General features: G+C 72.1%; 11 protein-coding genes. All 11 read right to left on the bottom strand.

Annotation, left to right across the window (positions count from 1 at the left end):
• Positions 1-80: 80 nt before the first annotated feature.
• Positions 81-1,094 (bottom strand): WXG100-like domain-containing protein, encoded by a 1,014-nt coding sequence (locus KCH_RS28765; protein WP_035867738.1) that lies wholly within the window; start codon positions 1,092-1,094, stop codon positions 81-83.
• A gap of 1,201 nt (positions 1,095-2,295) precedes the next feature.
• Positions 2,296-2,586, bottom strand: coding sequence for a hypothetical protein (locus KCH_RS28755; RefSeq protein ID WP_035874269.1), 291 nt, complete (start codon positions 2,584-2,586; stop codon positions 2,296-2,298).
• Entirely contained in the window at positions 2,583-3,278 is a 696-nt protein-coding gene (locus tag KCH_RS37955; protein WP_051653557.1) for an SUKH-3 domain-containing protein, read from the bottom strand. The genes KCH_RS28755 and KCH_RS37955 overlap by 4 nt, the downstream gene beginning before the upstream one ends.
• A 265-nt stretch (positions 3,279-3,543) precedes the next feature.
• Positions 3,544-4,467, bottom strand: a complete 924-nt coding sequence (locus KCH_RS40190) for a YwqJ-related putative deaminase (RefSeq protein ID WP_084223979.1) — start codon at positions 4,465-4,467, stop codon at positions 3,544-3,546.
• A 136-nt stretch (positions 4,468-4,603) separates the two neighbouring features.
• The gene (locus tag KCH_RS28740) at positions 4,604-5,023 is read right to left on the bottom strand and encodes a hypothetical protein (RefSeq protein ID WP_035867734.1); all 420 of its coding nucleotides are present in this window, start codon (positions 5,021-5,023) and stop codon (positions 4,604-4,606) included.
• Positions 5,017-7,185 (bottom strand): toxin glutamine deamidase domain-containing protein, encoded by a 2,169-nt coding sequence (locus KCH_RS45155; protein ID WP_244305713.1) that lies wholly within the window; start codon positions 7,183-7,185, stop codon positions 5,017-5,019. Before KCH_RS45155 ends, KCH_RS28740 begins: the two co-directional genes overlap by 7 nt.
• Before the next feature lie 2,408 nt (positions 7,186-9,593).
• Positions 9,594-11,942 carry a toxin glutamine deamidase domain-containing protein gene (locus KCH_RS45150; protein ID WP_157032231.1) on the bottom strand — a complete coding sequence of 783 codons (2,349 nt, stop codon included), beginning with the start codon at positions 11,940-11,942 and terminating at the stop codon, positions 9,594-9,596.
• Positions 11,903-14,338, bottom strand: coding sequence for a toxin glutamine deamidase domain-containing protein (locus KCH_RS28725; RefSeq protein WP_157032230.1), 2,436 nt, complete (start codon positions 14,336-14,338; stop codon positions 11,903-11,905). Before KCH_RS28725 ends, KCH_RS45150 begins: the two co-directional genes overlap by 40 nt.
• Before the next feature lie 110 nt (positions 14,339-14,448).
• The gene (locus KCH_RS28720) at positions 14,449-16,851 is read right to left on the bottom strand and encodes a WXG100-like domain-containing protein (protein WP_035867728.1); all 2,403 of its coding nucleotides are present in this window, start codon (positions 16,849-16,851) and stop codon (positions 14,449-14,451) included.
• Positions 16,852-16,854: 3 nt separating this feature from the next.
• Positions 16,855-18,684, bottom strand: a complete 1,830-nt coding sequence (locus KCH_RS28715) for a hypothetical protein (RefSeq protein ID WP_035867725.1) — start codon at positions 18,682-18,684, stop codon at positions 16,855-16,857.
• A gap of 42 nt (positions 18,685-18,726) precedes the next feature.
• Positions 18,727-18,915 (bottom strand): hypothetical protein (locus KCH_RS42780; RefSeq protein WP_208865994.1); only part of this gene is annotated, 189 nt, incomplete at its 5' end.

The raw sequence follows: 18,915 nt of genomic DNA, 5'->3' as shown, positions 1-18,915 counted from the left end.
CGGAGCTGGGCGTGTAGCTGCCGCCGATGGGCGTGTAGCTGCCGGAGGAGCCGCCGGTGCCGGAGCCGAGTCCGCCGAGGTCACCCAGGCCGGCGATGTTCAGCGGGGCCGCGCCGGAGCTGAGCGGCGTGAACACCGGTGCGCCGCTGCCCGATCCGCCCTGGCCGAAGCTCGGCATGTTGGGGGTGAGCGGCTTGAAGGGTGCCAGCGCGGGGGTGCCAGCCGAGCTGCCGGAGCCGCCCGACCCGCCGAACTGGCCCGCGCCGCCCGGGGATCCGACGCCGCCGAACTGGCTTCCGCCGCCGGGGGATCCGGCCCGCCGAGGTGCGAGCCCGCGCCGCCGGGGGCGTCCGGCAGGCTGAACGCGCCGGGCGCACCGGGGCCGCCCACGCCGTCGGGCGCGCCGCCGGGGCGTCGCCCGCCGCGCCCGGCTCGCGCAGCCCGGCCGGCATCCCGAACGGGGAGCCCGAGCCGGACATGGTGCCGATGCCCGCCCCGCCGGCTCCGCCCGAACCCCCGGCCCCGCCCGCGCCGTTGAGGGCGCAGGACTGGCCCATGCCGGTCATGTCGGCGATGTGGTTGGCGCTCTTCCGCAGCATGCCGTCGACGTCGTTGCCGACCTGTCCGACGTACTGGTGGTAGACCGCGGCGGCCTGCTTGATGCCCTCGGAGTTGGCGATGTCGTCGTGCTTGCCGGCCGGGTTCTGCTCCATGTACTCCTTGGCGTACTGGAGTTCACGGACCATCTCGTTCTTGGTGTCGATCACCGCGCCGGACGCGCCGTGCAGCGAGGTGGCGATCGCGTTGCCGGACTGCAGGGTGGTGGCGACGTGCGACTCCTCGCCGCCGGCGAACTTCTGCAGGTACTGCTGGAAGCTGTCGGCGGCCGGCCCGGACATGCTCGACATCGCCCGCTGGGCGGCCTCGCTGATCGCCCGCACGTGGGATTCGGCGACCTTGTTCCAGTCGTCCCAGGCGGCGGCGAGTTCGGCGAGCAACTCCTCGTTGGCGTCGGGGAAGGCGATGTCCTTCCCGTTCTCGTTCTTCTGAACGGTCTTCAGTACTTCGGCGAGGTCGGCGGGCAGCTCGATCATGGCGGGAGACTCTCCGGGAGGACGTTCGGGGTCGGAGCGGGGGCGGGTGGGCGCCCCGGGTGACGGTCGGCGGTGCGGCGTCGGGTTCGGGCTGCGCGGCTCGCGGGCTTCCGGGGCACCGGGCGTCGACTCGCCCGGCGGGCCGGTCAGATGAGCTGGTGGGAGCCGGCTCCGCCGCCGCCGCCGCGGAGAGCCTCCACGATCTCGTCGTGGTGGTTGTAGTCGAGCGTGGGCGCGTCGGGCTTGTGGTAGCCGCCGTCGCTCTCGGTGTCGCCGATCGGCGCGACGGGGGCCGGCGGCGGGGCGGCGTCGGGTCGGGGTCGAGCAGGGGCTCGCGGGGTGCGTCCGGCAGCGAGGCGGGCACCGTCCCGACGGGCGCGGACAGGTTGCCGGGCAGCCGCGGGTCGGCCGGCATGTCGCCGTCGGCGGCGATCCGGCCGATCTCGGAGCCGTGCTGCTCGTCGTTGGCCCGGTGACGGGCCGCCATGGACTGCAGGTTCTGCCCCATCGCGGTGGCGTTCTGCATCAACGTCCGGATGCCCGCGAGGACTTGCTCCTGGTGCTTGCCGAGGCCGCCGACCGAGGAGCCGGCGCCCTGGAGCGCCTTTCCGACCAGGTCGGTGCCGTACACCGAGGCCTCGACCTGCTTGACCTTGGCCTCCAGCCGGTTGGCCGGGCCCTCGAGTTCCTTCAGCAGCCCCATGATCGTCTTGGCTGCCGACTCGACCTCGTCGAGGTCGATCCACACCGTCTCGTCCGCCACCGCGTACCCTCCCGGTTCACCGCCCCCGGGCAGCCAGGTTCATGCCAGGCCGCCCGCCGGTCGGGTGCACCGAAGCGTCCGCACCGGATCCAGGGCAGGCCGAAGGCACCCGCCAGGCTGCCGCACCCGCTCAATTGTCAGGCAACTTTACTTGCTGTCCACGGGCGAACCGTCAAGCACGTCCGCCGAGGTGACGTGACGTCACCTCGGTTACGAGCTTCGCAGACCGGCAGGCGGGGTGAAGGGCCCCGAAGGTATGCAGTTGGTAAATTCACGGCGTGAATTACTGGGCCTCTGGGGGCTGGCGGCGCTCCTTCCGGGAGGAATCGTGAAAGTTCGGCGGTGGTTTGACGTCGCCGGACGAACAGTGGGAAACGGCCGGACCCCGGGGTGCCCCGGAGCCCGGCCGCGGACGGTGACATCCACCCCCACCGGTGGTCACCGTCCGGCTCGGCGCTCCTGGTAGACGGCGATCACCGCGTCGATCGGGATCGACGGCCAGGTGCTGATCTCCCCGGTCGCGCGGTCCACCACGCCCGTGGCGTCGCCGAGGTCGGCCGGCGGCCGCAGCTCACCGGTCACCGGGTCGGCCTCCAGCGGCGCGGGCGCGGCCCACACCACCCAGCCCAGGTCGAACTCACGGAACCTGACCTCCCGTTCGGCGCCCGCCGGGGCGCCCTCGTTCAGCCATGCCTGCGCCTTCGCGAGGGCCTCGTCCTGGGTGATCATGCGGTTCCTCCTACAGTGCGGTGTGCTGCGCCGAGCGCGGCCAGAGCCGTGACGGTCGCGGTGACGTCGGCCGAGTCCGGCAGTTGCGCCCCGGCCGGAGTGCGGTGCCGGAGCGACAGCTGCCGGCTGCGGTCGGCGTGGGCGACGACCAGCACGTCCCAGCCGCCCTCCCCCGCGCCGCGCGAATCGGTCAGGCGGACCGTGACCTTGACCGGGCGCATCCCCGGACGCAGGAAGGTCCGGTCCACGATCTCGGCGATCGCCCGCTCCGGATCCCCGGCGTCGAGATCGAACTCCTTGTGGAGCAGCGGGAATTCGGCACCCTCCCCGTCCACGGTGAGGACCAGCCCGCCGAGCGCCGGCAGCCCGTGCCGGCGCAGCGGACGGGTGGCCGAGGCGGCCAGCGCCAGGGCGGCGGCGAGCAGTTCACTGGCCGGACCGGTGTCCGTCCACGCCCCTTCGTGCACCGCCCGCGGCAGCGGAGCCGGCTCGGCCCACTGCCCGCGGCCGTCCACCAGGGCGGGGGCGTACCCCTCGACCAGCCGGGCCAGGCCCTCCTCCGGTGTGGCGCCGAGGTACCACCAGCCGCTGCGGCCCTGACGGAACAGCCGCCCCTGCCCGTCGAGCGCGAGCACGCCCCCCTCGGTCCGGCCGACCGGGAAGACCGGCACGCCCAGCCGGTCGGCGAGCACCGCGACCGCGGCCCCGCGAACCGGGCGGCCGCCGGGTCGATCAGGCAGCCGTGCGCCGCGACCTCCACTCCCGGCCCGGCCTGAGGGATGCTCAGACCGGAGTACGAGTCCAGGAAGCGTCGCGCCGTGGGCGTCAGGCCGACCGCGCCGTCCCCGGTGGTCGCGGTGGCGACCGAGAGCATCAGCCGCCGGTGCGCCCCCGGGGCGGTCTCCCGGCCGGCGGCGGCCAGCGACTCGCGCAGTCCGGCGGAGAGAACGGCGGCGCTCATCCGGCGATCACCTCGACGCCCAGCTCCGCCAGCAGCGCGGCGCACGAACGGCACGGCTGCACCGGCTTGCCGTGCTCGGGGTCGCTGCCCTCCCGGATCGCCACGCTGAGGATCTGGCTCCCGGCGAAGTGCGGGCGCGCCTCGTCCAGCGTCGTCACCGCGCCGTCGCCGCGCCGCTCGTCCAGCAGCAGCAGTTCCTCGGAGATCAGCGAGGTCTCGGCGCACCAGGCGGCGAACGGCTCCCGCAGGTACGGCGGCAGCGCGTCCAGGAAGGCCCGGACCGCCGGGTGCAGGTCGGGCTCGGAACCGCCGACCGTGTTGGTCCTGGTCTTCAGCGTCTTGTCGACCAGCAGCGAGGAGGCCGTGCTCGGCAGTTCCTCCGCGACGGGCTCCGCGCCGCGGCCACCCGTTCCGCCGTCGCTGCCGCTGCCGCTGCCGCTGGACGGCAAGTGCTCCCCGACAGTGGGGAGTTCACCTCCATCGCGGAGGCGGGCCAGGGCCTCGACCGGTTCGTCCGCCAGGTAGCGGGTGCCGGTCTCGTCCGCGTAGCAGAACCGGCCCTCCGGGGTGACCAGCAGCCGCCCCGGCCGGTCGGTCCGGACGCCGACCGGGAACACCGGCCGGCCCCAGGCCGCCTCCGCCGCGGCCAGCACGCCCTCGTCATTGTCCTCGCCCGGACCGGCCGGGTTCGGGACCAGTGCGATTCCGCCGCCGCCGGACAGCGGCAGCACCAGTTCGCCGAAGGACGCCAGAAAGGACCGGGCCGCGTCGAATTCCACCGGCCGGTAACCGCCTTCGGCGGAAATCCGGATCCGGTCGGAAATCAATTCCTGAGCGCGCTCCCCGATATCGCGGGCAGCCGACCATCCGTGGCCCTCCAGCCACGCAACGGCCTCACCCCGGTCGATTGCTCCAGGCATAGATGTTCAGGTCCTCTTTTTCAGACGGCCGTCCGGCCGCGATCCCGACACTCGATTGTAGCTGGCGGTCGCAAGCCGAACGGACCGTCATGATGGGTTCTACCGAATTCCGCCGCCCCGACGAAGGCGGCGCGCGTCACTGCGTGTTCGCATTCTCCGGAAACAGGTGCTCCCCGTACTCGTTGAAGAATGCCTGCGCGTACTGTTCCTGGTTCTGCTGTGCCGGATACAGCATTTGGGATTGCCTGCGGATGCTGTCGATCACTTCGCTCCGGGTCATCGGTATCAGCGGATCCGGAGCGCCCTGGACATTGGGCCTCAGTGCGGTGATCCCGTAGGTGAGGACGACGTGCGAGCAGTTGCTGCACGGTTCGAGGTGCTCGGTCGTCCCGGGCGGGTCGTTAGGCTTCCCGGGCTCGACGGTGAACACCTCGACCCGGGAGAGCAGTTGACGTCCTCGTTCCCGGAGTGCCGCCAACTGTTCCGGGTCGGTTCCGGCCGCCGCGAAGTCGGCTGCGAGCGTGGGGTCGTGCTGGTTGATCAGCTTGGTCAGCATGGTCGTCTCCGCACACTTGCCGATCGTATTGAGATACGGGTTCGGATGGCTGAGGTAGGCGTCCTTGAGCAGGGGGTGGACGAACGACCCGAAGGTGACCTCGGCAAGGTTCTCGACGTTGGCCCCGGTGCCCTTGACGCTGGTGCTGGCGAAGAGGTTGGCCGAAGCGGGGGCGGGGCAGCAGCCGGGGCGGGCTCGGTCTCGACCACCACCTCCGCCTGCCCGTCCTCGGTCCGGATGTACGCCACACCGGCGCAACCGGGACGGTTCTTCTTGGTCGCCTTGAGCCTTGCCTCTGCCTCGGTGATCAGCTCGCTCTCCCGGCCCATGACCCCGTCGGAGAGCTTCGTGACCGCCTGCTTCATCACCTCGTGGATCTGCGGTTCCGTCAGGTCGTCGACCCGGATGTCGTTCAACTTCGCGAAGGTGCCCGACCCGGAGCTGCTGTCGGTGCCGAGGTACGAGAGGCGGCCGACCGCCTCTGCCACCTCCGGATCGACACCGCCCGCCTCAGCAGGCGCGATCGCCTCGGTCGCCTCGGTCGTCTCGGTCGCCTCGGTCGTCTCGGTCGTCTCGGTCGTCTCGGTCGTCTCGGTCGTCTCGGTCGCCTCGGCAGTCTCGGCAGTCTCGGTCGTGTGGGTCGCGCCGGTTGCCTCGGTGGTGTCCGCCGTGTGGGCCGTCCCGGTCGGCTCGTCCACCAGGGCGCCCGGCTCCGGGTGCGCCTGCTGCTCCGAGTGCGTTGCCGGCGCGCGGAGTTCGCCCTTCGCGTCGATCGTCGTGACGTCGGCGCGGTCGCCGGTGTCGAACCGGAGGTGGAAGTGGCCCTCGCCGTCCTCGATCACCACGACCTTCTTGACGCCGGACTTGGTGCCGTCGCTCATGTCGCTGAGGTTGTCGATCAGGTTCGCGGCCGACTTGCCGTTGTCGGTGGCGAGGATCTTCCGCAGGTCGGCCAGGTCGGCCGGGTTCGCCGGGTCCAACTCCTTGCGGTAGGCGCTGTGGTCGCCGGGCTGCCGTTCCTCCTGCGGGTACGGCCGGCCGAGCACCTCGGACATCGCCTTCTTCGAGTCCTCGCCCGACACGTTCTGGTGGTACAGGTGGTCCGGCACGTCCTGCGGCATCTCGGCCGCGCCGGGGTTCTTCAGCGCCGTCTTGACCTGCGCCTGGTCCAACCCGCCCTCGTGGAAGGCCTTCCACTGGGCGGCGAACCCGTCGCTGGCGAAGTAGCCCTTCTCGGCCGGGGCCTTGTAGGTCTCCATCACGACGGCGAAGGTCCGGCCGTCGACACTGCGGCCGAACGAGGTGGCGAACTTGCCGCCCGTCACCGGTGCGCTCCCCGAGGTGTCCGCCTTGTTCACCGTGTAGTCGCCGGTGGTGATCTCGATGTCGATGAACTTCACACCGTGCGGGACCACCGCCTCCGTGTCCGCGCTCACCGCGGGGCTGTTGTTCGCGGAGTACGGCCTGGTGGCGTCCACGGCCGTCTTCTTCGGGGTCTGACCCTTCTTGGTCGGCGTGGACTCCTTCGCCATCATGGCGGCGATCCGCTCGTCCGTCTTCACCCGGGTCTCGGCCGGCGGCAGCTTCGGCCTGGGCGGCTTCGGCGGTGCGGACGCGCTCCCCTCGGAGCCGCCCGTCCCGTCCAGGGTGCCGGGCCGACCGGCTGCCGAACGGCCGTGGTCCGGGCCCGAGTTGGAGTGAACGGTCGGGTGCAGGGGGGCGCGGTCCGGGGTGAGCGGGACGGCGAACAGGCCGCCCTCGCCCTGGTACAGCGGCGTCTCGCTGGTGCGGCCCAACTGCGGGTCCGCGTACACGATCCTGCCGTTGTGGTTCATCGCGTTCCAGGCGTGGGCGCGGCCCTCGCTGTCGTGGCTGATGATCACCGCCTGCGAGCCGTGCCCGCTGTCGAGCAGGGTCTGCGCCAGCTTGTCGTGCCCGGCCTGTCCCTTCCCCAGGTGCTCGAACCTGCCGCCGAGCGCCTGCTCGATCCGGTCCCGGCCGCCCTTCTCGCCCAGGCTGTTCTGCTCGGTGCGCGGCGCCGCCACCGTCGGGTGCCCGTCGTAGGTGTCGACCAGCGAAAGCGCCGCGTCCGCACAGTTGTTGGCCCGCCCGGGCGCGCCCGGGCCGTCGCCGTTCAGCTTCTTCAGCCAGTCGCCCGACATCGGGTCGGGGTGCCGCTGCGGGGTGCCGTCCGCGTTGTGCGGCACCGCGTCCTGAAGCTGCTTCACCTCGTGCTCGGACGGGTGCTTCAACCCGCCCTCGACGTCGAACGGCCGCCCCTCGCTGGCCGGGTGACGCGGACCGCCGTCCTCGTGCTGCCCCGACTCCCTCTCGTGCGACAGCTGCTGCTCGTGCACCGGGTTGTCGCCCAGGCCGGCCGGGTGCTCGGACGGGCGGGGGTCGGAGACGTAGTCCGAGTGCGCCGCGGGGACGCCGTGCTCGTTGAGCAGCTTGTCGAAGTCCCGGACGGCGCTGAGGAATTCGTCCCGACCCCGGAGCATGGTGACCCCGGAGTCCTTCCGTGCGTCGGCGAGCGCCGTGCGCTCCTCGTTGGTGCTGGTGGGCTTCCAAGTGAGCTGGTCGGCACCGGACTTGAAGGTGTCCGCACCCTGCTTCGCGCGGTCGGCGAGCTCGTGCAGCTTGGCCTTGAGCTCCGGGTCGTTCGTCAGCTCCGCGACCTGGTGCCTGGCATCGGCGTTCTCGTGCAGCTTGGCGGTGACCTCGGCGGCGATCTTCTGCGCCATCGGGATCTCCTGCCGGACCTGGACGGTCTCCGCCGGCGTCGGGTGGGCGACCCGGTCGGGCGCGCCGACGAGCGGCTCGTCCAGCCCGTAGCTGCGGAAGCCGGCCATCGCCAGCGCCGCGTGCAGGGCCACGTCGTCCGAGGCGCGGTCCCAGGCGTTCTTGAACCGGGCGTCGTGCTCGCCGACCAGGACCCGGCCGTGCTCGGTCACCTCGTTGGCGTGGTTCTCGGCCTCGATGCGCAGTTCGTTGAACTTGGCCCGGACCTCGGTCCAGTCGTGCTGGTAGTCCGGCCCGTTGTCCTTCTCCTTCTGCTTCATCCAGGCGATGAAGTCCTTCTGGTACTGCGGGTCCGGCGGCGGCCAGTTGCCCTTGCCGTAGCCCAACTCCAGTTCGGTCCGGGCCCGTTCGTCCTCCGGCGTCTGGCTCATCATGAAGCCGTTCGACTTCTCGGCCTGGCCCTGGCCGGTCTGGTCCGCGCTGCCGTAGCGGTCCGCCAGTCCCTTGCCGCCGGACCACAGGCTGTACTCCAGCCTGGAGTTCGGCTGCGTCGGGTCGCCGGTCAGCCCGTCCGTGCCGAGCTTGAGCTTGCCCAGGTTGGTCTGGATCTGGTCGTACAGCTGCTCGGTGTGCGTCTGCAGCGCGACCAGCTGGTCACCGGCCGCGTGGTTCGCCGCGGCGTCGTCCTTGCCGGTGAAACCGGGCAGGTTGGCGCGCAGCTCCTCCGGCGACAGGCCGGCCGGGTCCGCCGGGGTGTCCCGCTTGTGGATCTGGGCGATGCTCTCGCCGTGCATCACGTCGATCCACTGCGACTTGCCGAACTCCGAGTAGAGCGTGTTGGCGGCGCTCTCGTTCAGGCCGAGCCGTCCGACCAACTGGTCGATCGCAGGCCGGTTGGCGGCCAGGTACTCCTGGTTCTCGCGGTGGTTCTCGCGCAGGCGGGCCGCGGTGTCCCGGACGTCCTCCAGGCTGGTGTTCGGGTTCTCCAGCCGCGCCACCAGGTCCTTCTGCTCCTGGAGCTTCTCCCGCAGGCCGTTGATGTGCCCGTTCAGGACGTTCGTCTCGGGGTTGCCGAGCTTCGCCCGCTTGGTGAGGTCGATGGCGGCCTGGTCGAAGTTCCCCAACTGCTCCTTCGCGTTGACGTGGTAGGGGTCGACCGTCATCTTGACGATGCTCTCCGGGGTCGGCGTGCCGACCTCGAACGGCCGGACCGACTGCTGGGAGAGCCGCGGCGGGGCCTGCGGGCGCAGCATGTCGTGCTGCACCTCCTGGCTGACGACCTCCCAGCCGTTCGGGCCGTGGTGCAGCATGTTGGTCGCCGCGGGCGAGTGCGCGGGCGGCAGCGGCGCGGCGTAGTCGCCGGTGCCGATCCAGCTGGTGACGGTCTTCTGGACGCGGAAGTCGGCGGCGGTCTGGAGGTTCCCGGCGGACGAGTACGACTGGTAGTGCCAGACCGTGAACGTGTCGCTGCCGGGTTCGACGGTGGCCACCAGCGCGCAGCCGTTCATCGCGTCGGTGATCACCAGTCCTTCGCGCGGGCGGGCCGGGTCCGGGTGCAGCGGGACCTGGGCGTGGCCGATGGTGCTCTCGTCGGCGAGGCTGGGCCGCTTGTTGCTCTCGTAGGGCACGTAGGCGCCCCGGACGTAGTGGCTGTCCTCCTTCACCGGCGGCAGGCCGCCGCTGGGCCGGGGGAAGTCGGCGTAGTGCTCGGCGTACTTCTCCCACGCGGGCACCAGGTGGTAGCCGTTGTTGCCGTCCGGCACCATGGCGAACCAGTGCTGGTCGCGGCCGCGCATGTCCCTGAGCAGGACGGCCTCTTCGTAGGGCTTCAGTCCGGGCATCCGCTTCCGGACGCCGTCGGCGAAGTCCACGGACACCCGGTTGTCCCGCAGGAACTCACCGGGGTGGTGCATGATCCCGTGCTCGGGCGTGCCGACCGGCGGCAGCGCTTCGGGCACCACCGGCGGGTGCTCGGCGCCGCCCTCGTGCTGCTGCTGCGCGGTGTCGCCGGCGTGCTGCGAGGACCCGGCGTGCTCGGTGGCGCCCGGTGAGTCGCCGGGCCGCTGGTCCTCCCGAGGACGCTGCACGGCGGCGTTCGACTGCCCGTCGGGGCGCGGTCCCTGCTGGTGGTTTCCGGCGGTGGCCGGCGGGGCGGCCGGGTGCAGGGGGCGCGGTCCGGGGTGAGCGGGACGGCGAACAGGCCGCCCTCGCCCTGGTACAGCGGCGTCTCGCTGGTGCGGCCCAACTGCGGGTCCGCGTACACGATCCTGCCGTTGTGGTTCATCGCGTTCCAGGCGTGGGTGCGGCCCTCGCCGTCCCGCGTGATGATCACGGCCTGCGAGCCGTGGCCGCTGTCGAGCAGGGTCTGCGCCAGCTTGTCGTGCCCGGCCTGTCCCTTGCCGAGGTGCTCGAACTTGCCGCCGAGCGCCTGCTCGATCCGGGCCCGGCCGCCCTTCTCGCCGGCCGAGTTGTCCTCGACCCGGGGAGCCGCCACCGTCGGGTGCCCGTCGTACGTGTCGACCAGCGAAAGCGCCGCGTCCGCACAGTTGTTGGCCCGGCCGGGCCCGCCCGGGCCGTCGCCGTTCAGCTTCTTCACCCAGTCGCCGGCGAGCGGGTCCGGGTGCCGCTGCGGGGTGCCGTCCGCGTTGTGCGGCACCGCGTCCTGAAGTTGCTTCACCTCGTGCTCGGACGGGTGCTTCAACCCGCCCTCGACATCGAACGGCCGCCCCTCGCTGGCCGGGTGACGCGGACCGCCGTCCTCGTGCTGCACTGACTCCCGCTCGTGCGAAGGCTGCTGCTCGTGGAGCGGCTGCTGCTCGTGCTGCGGTGCCGCCCCGTCGTGCGGGGGGTTCCCGAGGCCGGCCGGGTCGATGAAGTCGGCGTTGTCCTGGTTCTGGTGGTCCTGGTGGTGCTGCTCGGCCGCGTTGGCGTCGGGGTGGTTCCCGGGCGGCGGGTTGTTGCCCTGCTGGGCGTCGGCTCCGGGCATCACGTGCCCGTTCGCGGCAGTGGGTTCAAGGAGTCCCAGCCGGAGGTTGTTCGACGGGTGGTAGCCGAACGCCTCGTCCCCGCCCGGGGTGTTCAGGCGCACCGGCGGCACCCCCAGCATGTCAGCCAGGCCGTGGATCGGCTGGTCGGGCCGCATGCTCGTGTGCTGGAGCGCGTGCGAGGCGCCGGTGATCACGACGTACTTCCCGGACTGTCCCTCGCGGTCCCTGGCGATCACATCGTGCGCGTACGAGTTCATCAGCCGGGCGCGCTGCTGGTACATGTCGGCCCCGCTGTTCGGCGTGCGCGCCGCGTACCCGTCGATGGCCCGGACCCGCACGCCGTTGGCCTTCGCGGCGTGCAGCGTCTCGTGGAGGCCGGCGCCCGCCGGGGACTTCCACTGCTTGTCGTAGGCGCTGACCAGCTTCTCCAGCCGGGCCGACATCTCACCGCCGGGCTTCAGGAAGGCGTCGAGGTCCCGCTGGGCGGACTCGTCGCGGAGGGCTTCGATGTAGACAGTGTCGACGCCCGCCTCCTTCAGCCCCCGCATGTTGTCCTTGAGGTACCCCCAGCTGGAAGCGTTCTGGTGGGTCTCCCCCACCACGATCCCGTCGTGCGCCGGGTGGACGCCGTCCCCCTGGAGCAGGCCGAGGACACCGTCCACCGCGTTGGTCTGCCCCGCGAGCCGGTCCCGCACCAGCGGCCGGTCGTGCGGGGGCCAGACAGTGTCCGCGTCCTGCCGCGCCAGCCGTTCCAGGATGTTCCGGCGTTCGAGCTGGGCCTGGTAGTTCGGTTCGGTCCGGAAGTCGAGCTTCCCGACCTCCTCGGTCAGCTTGTTCCCCTGGTATCCCCAGCGATCCGGATCGTTGGCCTTGTTCAGCGACTCACTGAACTCGTCGCGCATCGTCTTGACCAGGTCGTCGTGCAGCGCCTTGAAGGTCGATGCGTCGCTGTAGGTCTTCAGGCTCTGGGAGTAGGGGCTGATCCGCGTCTCGGGCTTCCCGTCGTCCGTGAGGTAGTGCGAGTTGCGGCGGCCGAAGACGCCCGGGAGCTCGTTTGCTGCTTCGCCGAGCTTTCCGGTCAGCATGAACTTCAGCTTGTTGTCCGCCTTGTACTTCGCCAGGTCCTCCGGGGTGGCGGCCGGCGGGTGGATCAGGGCCGGACCGGGCGGGTCCTCGTGGAGCTTGGCCAACTCCGCCTCCGTGGGCGGCACATGGAGCTCCGGTAGCGGCCGCAGCGGTGGCAATCCCGGTGCGGAGTCCGGCCGTTGGCCGTCGGGGGCCGGGGCGGTCCGGGGGCTCGGCTGCGCCTCCGGGCGGGGCCGGCCTGATGGTTGTTGTTTCCGGAGGGGTGCAGGGGCGCGCGGTCCGGGGTGAGCGGGAGGGCGAACAGGCCCTTCTCGCCCTGGTACAGCGGCGTCTCGCTGACCCGCCCCATCTGGCCGTCGACGTACACGATCTTGCCGTCGTGGTTCATCGCGTTCCAGGCGTGGGCCCGGCCCTCGCTGTCGTGACTGATGATCACCGCCGACGAGCCCGGACCGCTCTCCAGCAGCGTCTGCGCCAGCTTCTCGTGTCCGGACGGCCCCGCGCCGAGCTTCTCGAACTTCGCACCGAGCGCGCTCTCGATCCGGTCCCGACTGCCCTTCTCGCCGGCCGAGTTGTTCTCCACGCGCGGCGCCGCCACCGTCGGGTGACCGTTGTAGGTGTCGATCACCGAAAGCGCCGCGTCCGCACAGTTGTTGGCCCGGCCGGGCGCGCCCGGGCCGTCGCCGTTCAGCTTCTTCACCCAGTCGCCGGCGAGCGGGTCCGGGTGCCGCTGCGGCGTCCCGTCCGCGTTGTGCGGCACCGCGTCCTGAAGCTGCTTCACCTCGTGCGCGGACGGGTGCTTCAACCCGCCCTCGACATCGAACGGCCGCCCCTCGCTGGCCGGGTAGCGCGGGCCGCCACTCTCGTGCGACGCCTGCTCGTGGGCCGGCTGCTGGTCATGGCCAGGCTGCTGGTCGTGGCCGGGCTGCTGCTCGTGGGTCGGCTGCTGCTCGTGCGGGGTCGGGACGTCGACGTGCTCGGGCTGTGCGTGGGGCGTCGTGGTGTCGTGGTGCACCGGACCGAGCCCGCCCGGGGCGGTCGCCGGGTTGCCGTGGGCGGCGGCCGGGTCGCCGACCGGCGAGTGGTGCTCGGGGAGCGGGAGGGCGTGGACCCGGAAGTTGCCGGGAGCCGTGGTGTTCGTCGCCGTGCCGGGCTCGCCGGCGTGCGTGGCGGTGCCGTCGATCAGGTGCACGGCCGGGACGCCCAGCAGGTCCGCCGTGCCGGGAATCCGGCCGAAGCCCTGGTCGGCCTTGGAGTGCGCGTGCTCGGAGCCCAGCACGACCAGGTACTTGTTCCCGCGGTGCGGAGCGTCCGCGGCGATCACATCGTGCGCGTACACGTTCATCAGGCGGTTCCGCTCGGGGGTTCCGCCGTCCGCCGCGTCGTCGCGGGCCGGGTAGCCGTCCACCGCGCGGACCCTGACGCCGTGTTCCTTCGCCGCCTGCAGGGTGCCGCGCAGGTCCGCATGGTTGTGGCTGTCGTACCTGGAGACCATCTTCTCCAGGTTGTGCGGCAGCTCCGCTCCGGGCGGCGAGCTGAGGAACTTGTCCAGCTCGTGCTGGAAGGAGTCGTCGCGCAGGGCCTCCAGGTAGATGGTGTCGACCCCGCCGGCGTGCAGCTGGGCCATGTTGTCCCGGAGGAAGTTCCAGTTCGGCGAACTGCGGTGCGCCTCGCCCATCACGAGTCCGGGGAAGCCCTGGCCGTCCCCGTGGCCGTTGAGCAGGCGGTCCACGCCCTCCAGCGCGGACTGGTGGTCGCCGAGCTGGCCGGCGATCCGGTCGCGGTCGACCCAGACGCCGTCCTGCGCGTTCTGGTCCGCGAGGTCCTTCAAGAGCTGCCGGCGTTCCTGCTGCTGCTCGTGGGTCGGCCGGGACCGGAAGTCGAAGTTGGCGGCCTGTTCGAGCAGCTTGTTGCCGGCGGGAGCGTTGTTGCCCAGGCCCGAGGCGCTCTTCAGCGGGGCCTGGAGCCCGTAGGTGGTGGCCTGTTCGACGGCCGTCATGGTCGCCGGGTCCAGGTACGCCTTGAAGGTGTTGCCCTTGATCTTGACGTTCGGCTGGCCGCTCGCCGTGGTGCCCGCCGACTGGACCGGTCCCGACGTGTATCGCGTGTCGTTGGTGATCATCTTGCCGAGGGTCTCCAGGGCAGGATCGGGCTTGAACTTGTTCGACAGCGCCTTTCCGGCCTGCTCCAGCCGGCTGTTGACCGGCGGGTAGACGATCGACGGCCCGTCCGGGTTCTGGTGCAGCAGCTTCCGGCCGTCGGGGGTGAGCCCCTGATCGGTGATCAGCGGCCGCCTCGAACCGCCCAGTCCGGCCGGCTCGGCGTCCGGGCGGGAGGCACCCGCGGGCTCGGAGTCGGGACGCGTCGACGCGGGCTCCGACGGCGTCTCGTGCGACGGCGGCGTGTCGCCGTGCGGGGTCGGGGCGTCGTGCGGCGCCACGTTCTGATCGACGCTGGACCACGTCCCGTCGACGTGCGGCTGTGCGGCGGTGTCACTCACGTGCGACATTGCCGAGTCGGCCGAGTACTGAGCCGCCGCGTCCGACAGTCCATGGTCAACCTTGAGTGGCGGCCTGCCCTGCCGCTGCCGATCGGCGTTGACCAGATGGGTCATCCGGTCGGTGTCGGTCTTCGGCGTGGTCTCCGTCTCGGGACGGGCTCCGCGACCGCCGCCCGGACGGAGGGTGCCGCCGCCCTGCTGGGGCCGCCGTTGGTGACGGTGCCGCCGGGGGTGGGCCTGGGCGCGCCGGAGGTCGACGGGGCATCGGGACGGGTGCCGCCCCCGCCGATGTGACTGCCGCCGCCGGCCGGGGTGAAGCCGCCGCCCATCGGCGGGACGGTGCCCTGGTTCTGGTTCTGCGCACCGGAGTTCGGCATGCTGTCGCCGAGGCCGTCGGGCATGCCCTGGCCCGGGACGGTCGCCGTGTCCGGCCGGGGCAGGGTCGCGCTGCCGGCCCCCGCGAGGTGCGTGCCGCCGCTGCTGCCACCGTGGCCGGACGAGGACGCCGCCCCCGCGAGGTGCGCGGCCCCGCCCAGCACCCCGGACAGGTTCGGCACCGAGCCCGCGCCCGCCGGACGCGACCCGCTGTCATCGCCCGACGGCTGCACGGTGTCCCGGTCGGTCGCCGAACTCTCCCGCCCAGCAGCCGAGTTGTCGTGGACGGGCGCGCTCGCCGCCGCGTCGTGCACGGGCCGTCCCTGCTGCTGCACCACAACCGGCTCGTGCGTCGGCCGGACCGACTGGCCCTCCTCCCGCACCGGCGCCGTGCCGGCCTCCCGCGAATCGGGACGGGTGACGTGGCCCTCCGCCTCGTTGCGGCCCGACTGCTCGTGCGTCGGCCGGACCGGCTGCCCTTCCTCGCGCACCGGCGCCGTGCCGGCCTCCCGGGAGTCCGGACGGGTGACGTGGCCCTCCGCCTCGTTGCGGCCGGGCGTGGTGCCGGACTCGCGCGAGTCCGGGCGGGTGGTCTGCCCCTCCGCCTCGTTGCGGCCGGGCTGTTCGTGCACCGGACGGCCGGGCTCCTGCGCGGTCAGCGGCTCGTGCGTCGGCCGGACCGCCTCCGCCTGCTCGTGGCCACGGCCGCCACCGCCCGACTGCTCACGCGCGGGCTGCTCGTACGAGGACTGCTCGCGCGAGGGCTGGTGCGCCGGCTGCTCGTGCGGCGTCGGCGCGTCCGCGCGGTGTCCGCCGCCGGACGTCTCCGAGTGGGACGGCGGCGGGGTGTCGCCGCCGCCGCGGCCGGAGCCGAACGGGGACAGACCGCCGACCTTCGAGTCACCCGACCGCGAGCCGCCGGAGTCCGAGCCGTTCGGGTTGAAGCCGTCCGAACGGGACTTGCCGGCACCGGAGTTGGAGCTTCCCGCATCGTCCCAGCCGTCCGAACGCGACTTCGTGGCACCCGAGTTGGAGCTGCCGGCGTCGTCCCAGCCGTCCGAACGGGACTTCGTGCCACCGGAGTTGGAGCTGCCGCCGTCGCCGGACGGGCCCTGGTAGGCACTGCCGCTGTCGCCGGAGGAGGTGTCGGGCTTGGTGAACTTCGGCGGGCCGTCCTGGCGTCCGCCCTGGCCCGCGCCGACCGGGTCGGGGATGTGGTGCTGCGGCCCGTCGCCCGCGTTGGGCGCGGCGCCGTGCTGCTTCATCTTGACGGCCGCGTGGTTGAGGCCGACGCCCGCGCCGCCGGACAGTCCGGAGCCCAGCAGGCTGGAGGTGTCGACCTTGCCGGTGGTGATGTACTGGGTGGCCGCGTCCGCGCCGACGCCGGTGGCCGCGCCGATCGCCATCTTGCCGCCGAGCGAGTTGGCGGCATTGCCCAGGCCAACCTTGCCGGCCGCGCCGCCGAGTCCCTTGCCGATCACGTGGCCGGCGGCACCGCCGATCGCACCGCCCTTGGCGTTCTCGCCGACTTCCTTCCAGTCGATGCTCTTGCGGTGCCCCTCGGCGAGTTCGATGCCCTGCGCGAGCAGGTTGATCGCCGCCATCTGGATGGCCTGCTTGGCGGCCATCTTGATCATTTCGCCCAGGAAGTTGTCCAGCAGCTTCTTGACGAACGTCCGTGCCGCCGCGATGAACGCGGGCACCTGAAGCATCGACGCACCCGCGGTGACCGGAGCCTCGGCCTCGGCCGTCGCCAACTCGAAGGCCAGGATGCCGAGTTGCGCGACGATCTGGATCTTCGCGGTCTCGGTCGAGTTGGCCATCTGCTCCAGCATGTCGCCCATGCCGTTGAGCGCGTTGATGGTCGCGGTCAGCCGGCCCGGGTCGTCCTCGGTCCCCTTGCCGACCGTGTAGCCCGCCCAGTACTTGTTCAACGCCTCGGCGGCGTTGCCCTGCTGACCGTCCAACGCCCGCTTGATCGCGGCGTCCACGCTCCGGGTGGCGTCCTGCAGGCCCTCCGCCGACTTGCGGCAGTGATCGGCCATGTCACGGAGCTGGTCTTCGTCGGCTTCCGGCCAGCGACAGCCGGCGAGCAGCAGGAGCACCCACTGGAGCGGCTCCGGGAGTTCGACAGCCATGGGTCAGTGCCTTCCGTTGGGGCGGATCATGCCGGGGGTCATCGGGACGTGCACGGGCCGGGTGGGCATGGTCGGCGGCGCACCGGGCGCACTCTGCTGACCGCCGTCCATGCCCGTGAAGGCGCTGGTCGCGCTCTCCTCGGTGCCCTCGTAGCTCTCGGACATCTTCTTCAGGCCGTCCGCGATGTACGCGATCTCCTTGGCCAGCACCTGAAGCGTCTTCAAGGTGTTCTGGCTGTACTGCAGGTAGCCCTTGTCACCCTCGGCGAACTGCTTGCCGGACTCGTCGTTCCCCCACGGGTTCTGCGCCTCCATCGACGGCAGGTACGACTTCATCGAGGCCGCGAGCGAGGCGATCTGCTCCGACGCGGCGAGCACCGGCGACACCGCCGTCTGGTACTGCCCAGGAGTCACCACGAACCCCTGCCCGGCACTGCCACCCCCCTCCGAAGAGCCGCTGCGCGGGACGCTGTTCGCAGCCGCTTTCCGCTGCGCCAACTCCCCCTGCGCCGGCACGCCCTTCTCCGCCGCCACCTGCGGCGTCAACTCCCCCTCCGCGAGCGGCTTCCCCTCCGTCGCCTTCAGCCGAGCCGTCTCGGCGGGGATCGACTCGCCCAGCGGCACACCCTCCGACCCCTTCAGCCGGGCGGTCTCGGCAGGCATCGCCGGGATCGTGTCACTGAGCGGCATGCCCTCCGACGCCTTCAGCCGCGCCGTCTCCGCAGGCATCGCCGGAATCGACTCGCCCAACGGCACACCCTCCGACGCCCGCAACCGCCCAGCCTCGGCAGGCATCGCCGGGATCGTGTCACCGAGCGGCATGCCCTCCGACGCCTTCAGCCGCGCCGTCTCCGCAGGCATCGCCGGAATCGACTCGCCCAGCGGCACACCCTCCGACGCCCGCAACCGCCCGGTCTCGGCAGGCATCGCCGGGATCGTGTCACCGAGCGGCGCGCCCTCCGACGCCTTCAGCCGCGCCGTCTCCGCAGGCATCGCGGGAATCGACTCGCCCAACGGCACACCCTCCGACGCCCGCAACCGCCCGGTCTCGGCAGGCATCGCCGGGATCGTGTCACCGAGCGGCGCGCCCTGGAACGCCCGCAACCGCCCAGCCTCCATCGGCTCGCCGACGGCCGTCCCCACCCGGTACGCGGGCATCTCGTCCGGCGCGAACCGCCCCACCTGTGCCGCCTCCGTGAACGGCGAACCGCCGTCAATCCGCTGAGCCGGCATCACATCCGGCTCGGCCCAACCCACCCGAGCGGCCTCCGTGAACGGCGAGCCACCACCGTCCATCCGCTGAGCCGGCATCTCGTCCGGTGCGAACCCAACCCGCGCCGCCTCCGAGAACGGCGCAGCACCACCGTCAATCCGCTGCGCCGGCATCTCGTCGGGCGCGAACCGCCCCACCTGTGCCGCCTCCGTGAACGGCGAACCGCCGTCAATCCGCTGAGCCGGCATCACATCCGGCTCGGCCCATCCCACCCGAGCGGCCTCCGAGATCGGCGAGCCGCCACCATCAATCCGCTGAGCCGGCATCTCGTCCGGTGCGAACCCAACCCGCGCGGCCTCCGTGAACGGCGAGCCACCACCATCCATCCGCTGCGCCGGCATCACATCCGGCTCCACCCAACCCACCCGCGCGGCCTCCGAGAACGGCGAACCGCCGTCCACGCGCTGGGCGGGCATCACATCCGGTTCCACCCACCCGACCTGGGCGGGTTCGCCGAAGGTCGGGGCTTCCACGCCGATCCGCTCCCCGGTGGGGATGCGCATGGTGTGCGCGGGTTCGACGTCGGGGTCGATCGCGAACCAGGGCACGTCGTTGGTCATGGGTGTTCCTTAAGGGGGGTGCGGAGCGGGTGGCGGGGGCGGTCAGTCCGCGGTGGGGGCGGCGAGGCGGGTGAGTGCGGCGCGCAGGAAGGGGCTGGGGACCTGGTAGCCGCCCTCCTCCCGGATCGGGGTCGGCTTGGGCGCCGCCGCGGCGGCAGCCGGTGTCGCCGACGCGGCCGGGGTGGCCGCGGTCTCGCCGTGGCCCCGCCGGGAAGCCGCGCTACGGGCCCG

Source organism: Kitasatospora cheerisanensis KCTC 2395 (genome assembly GCF_000696185.1).
Lineage (GTDB): Bacteria > Actinomycetota > Actinomycetes > Streptomycetales > Streptomycetaceae > Kitasatospora > Kitasatospora cheerisanensis.
This window is presented reverse-complemented; position numbering and strand designations above follow the sequence as displayed.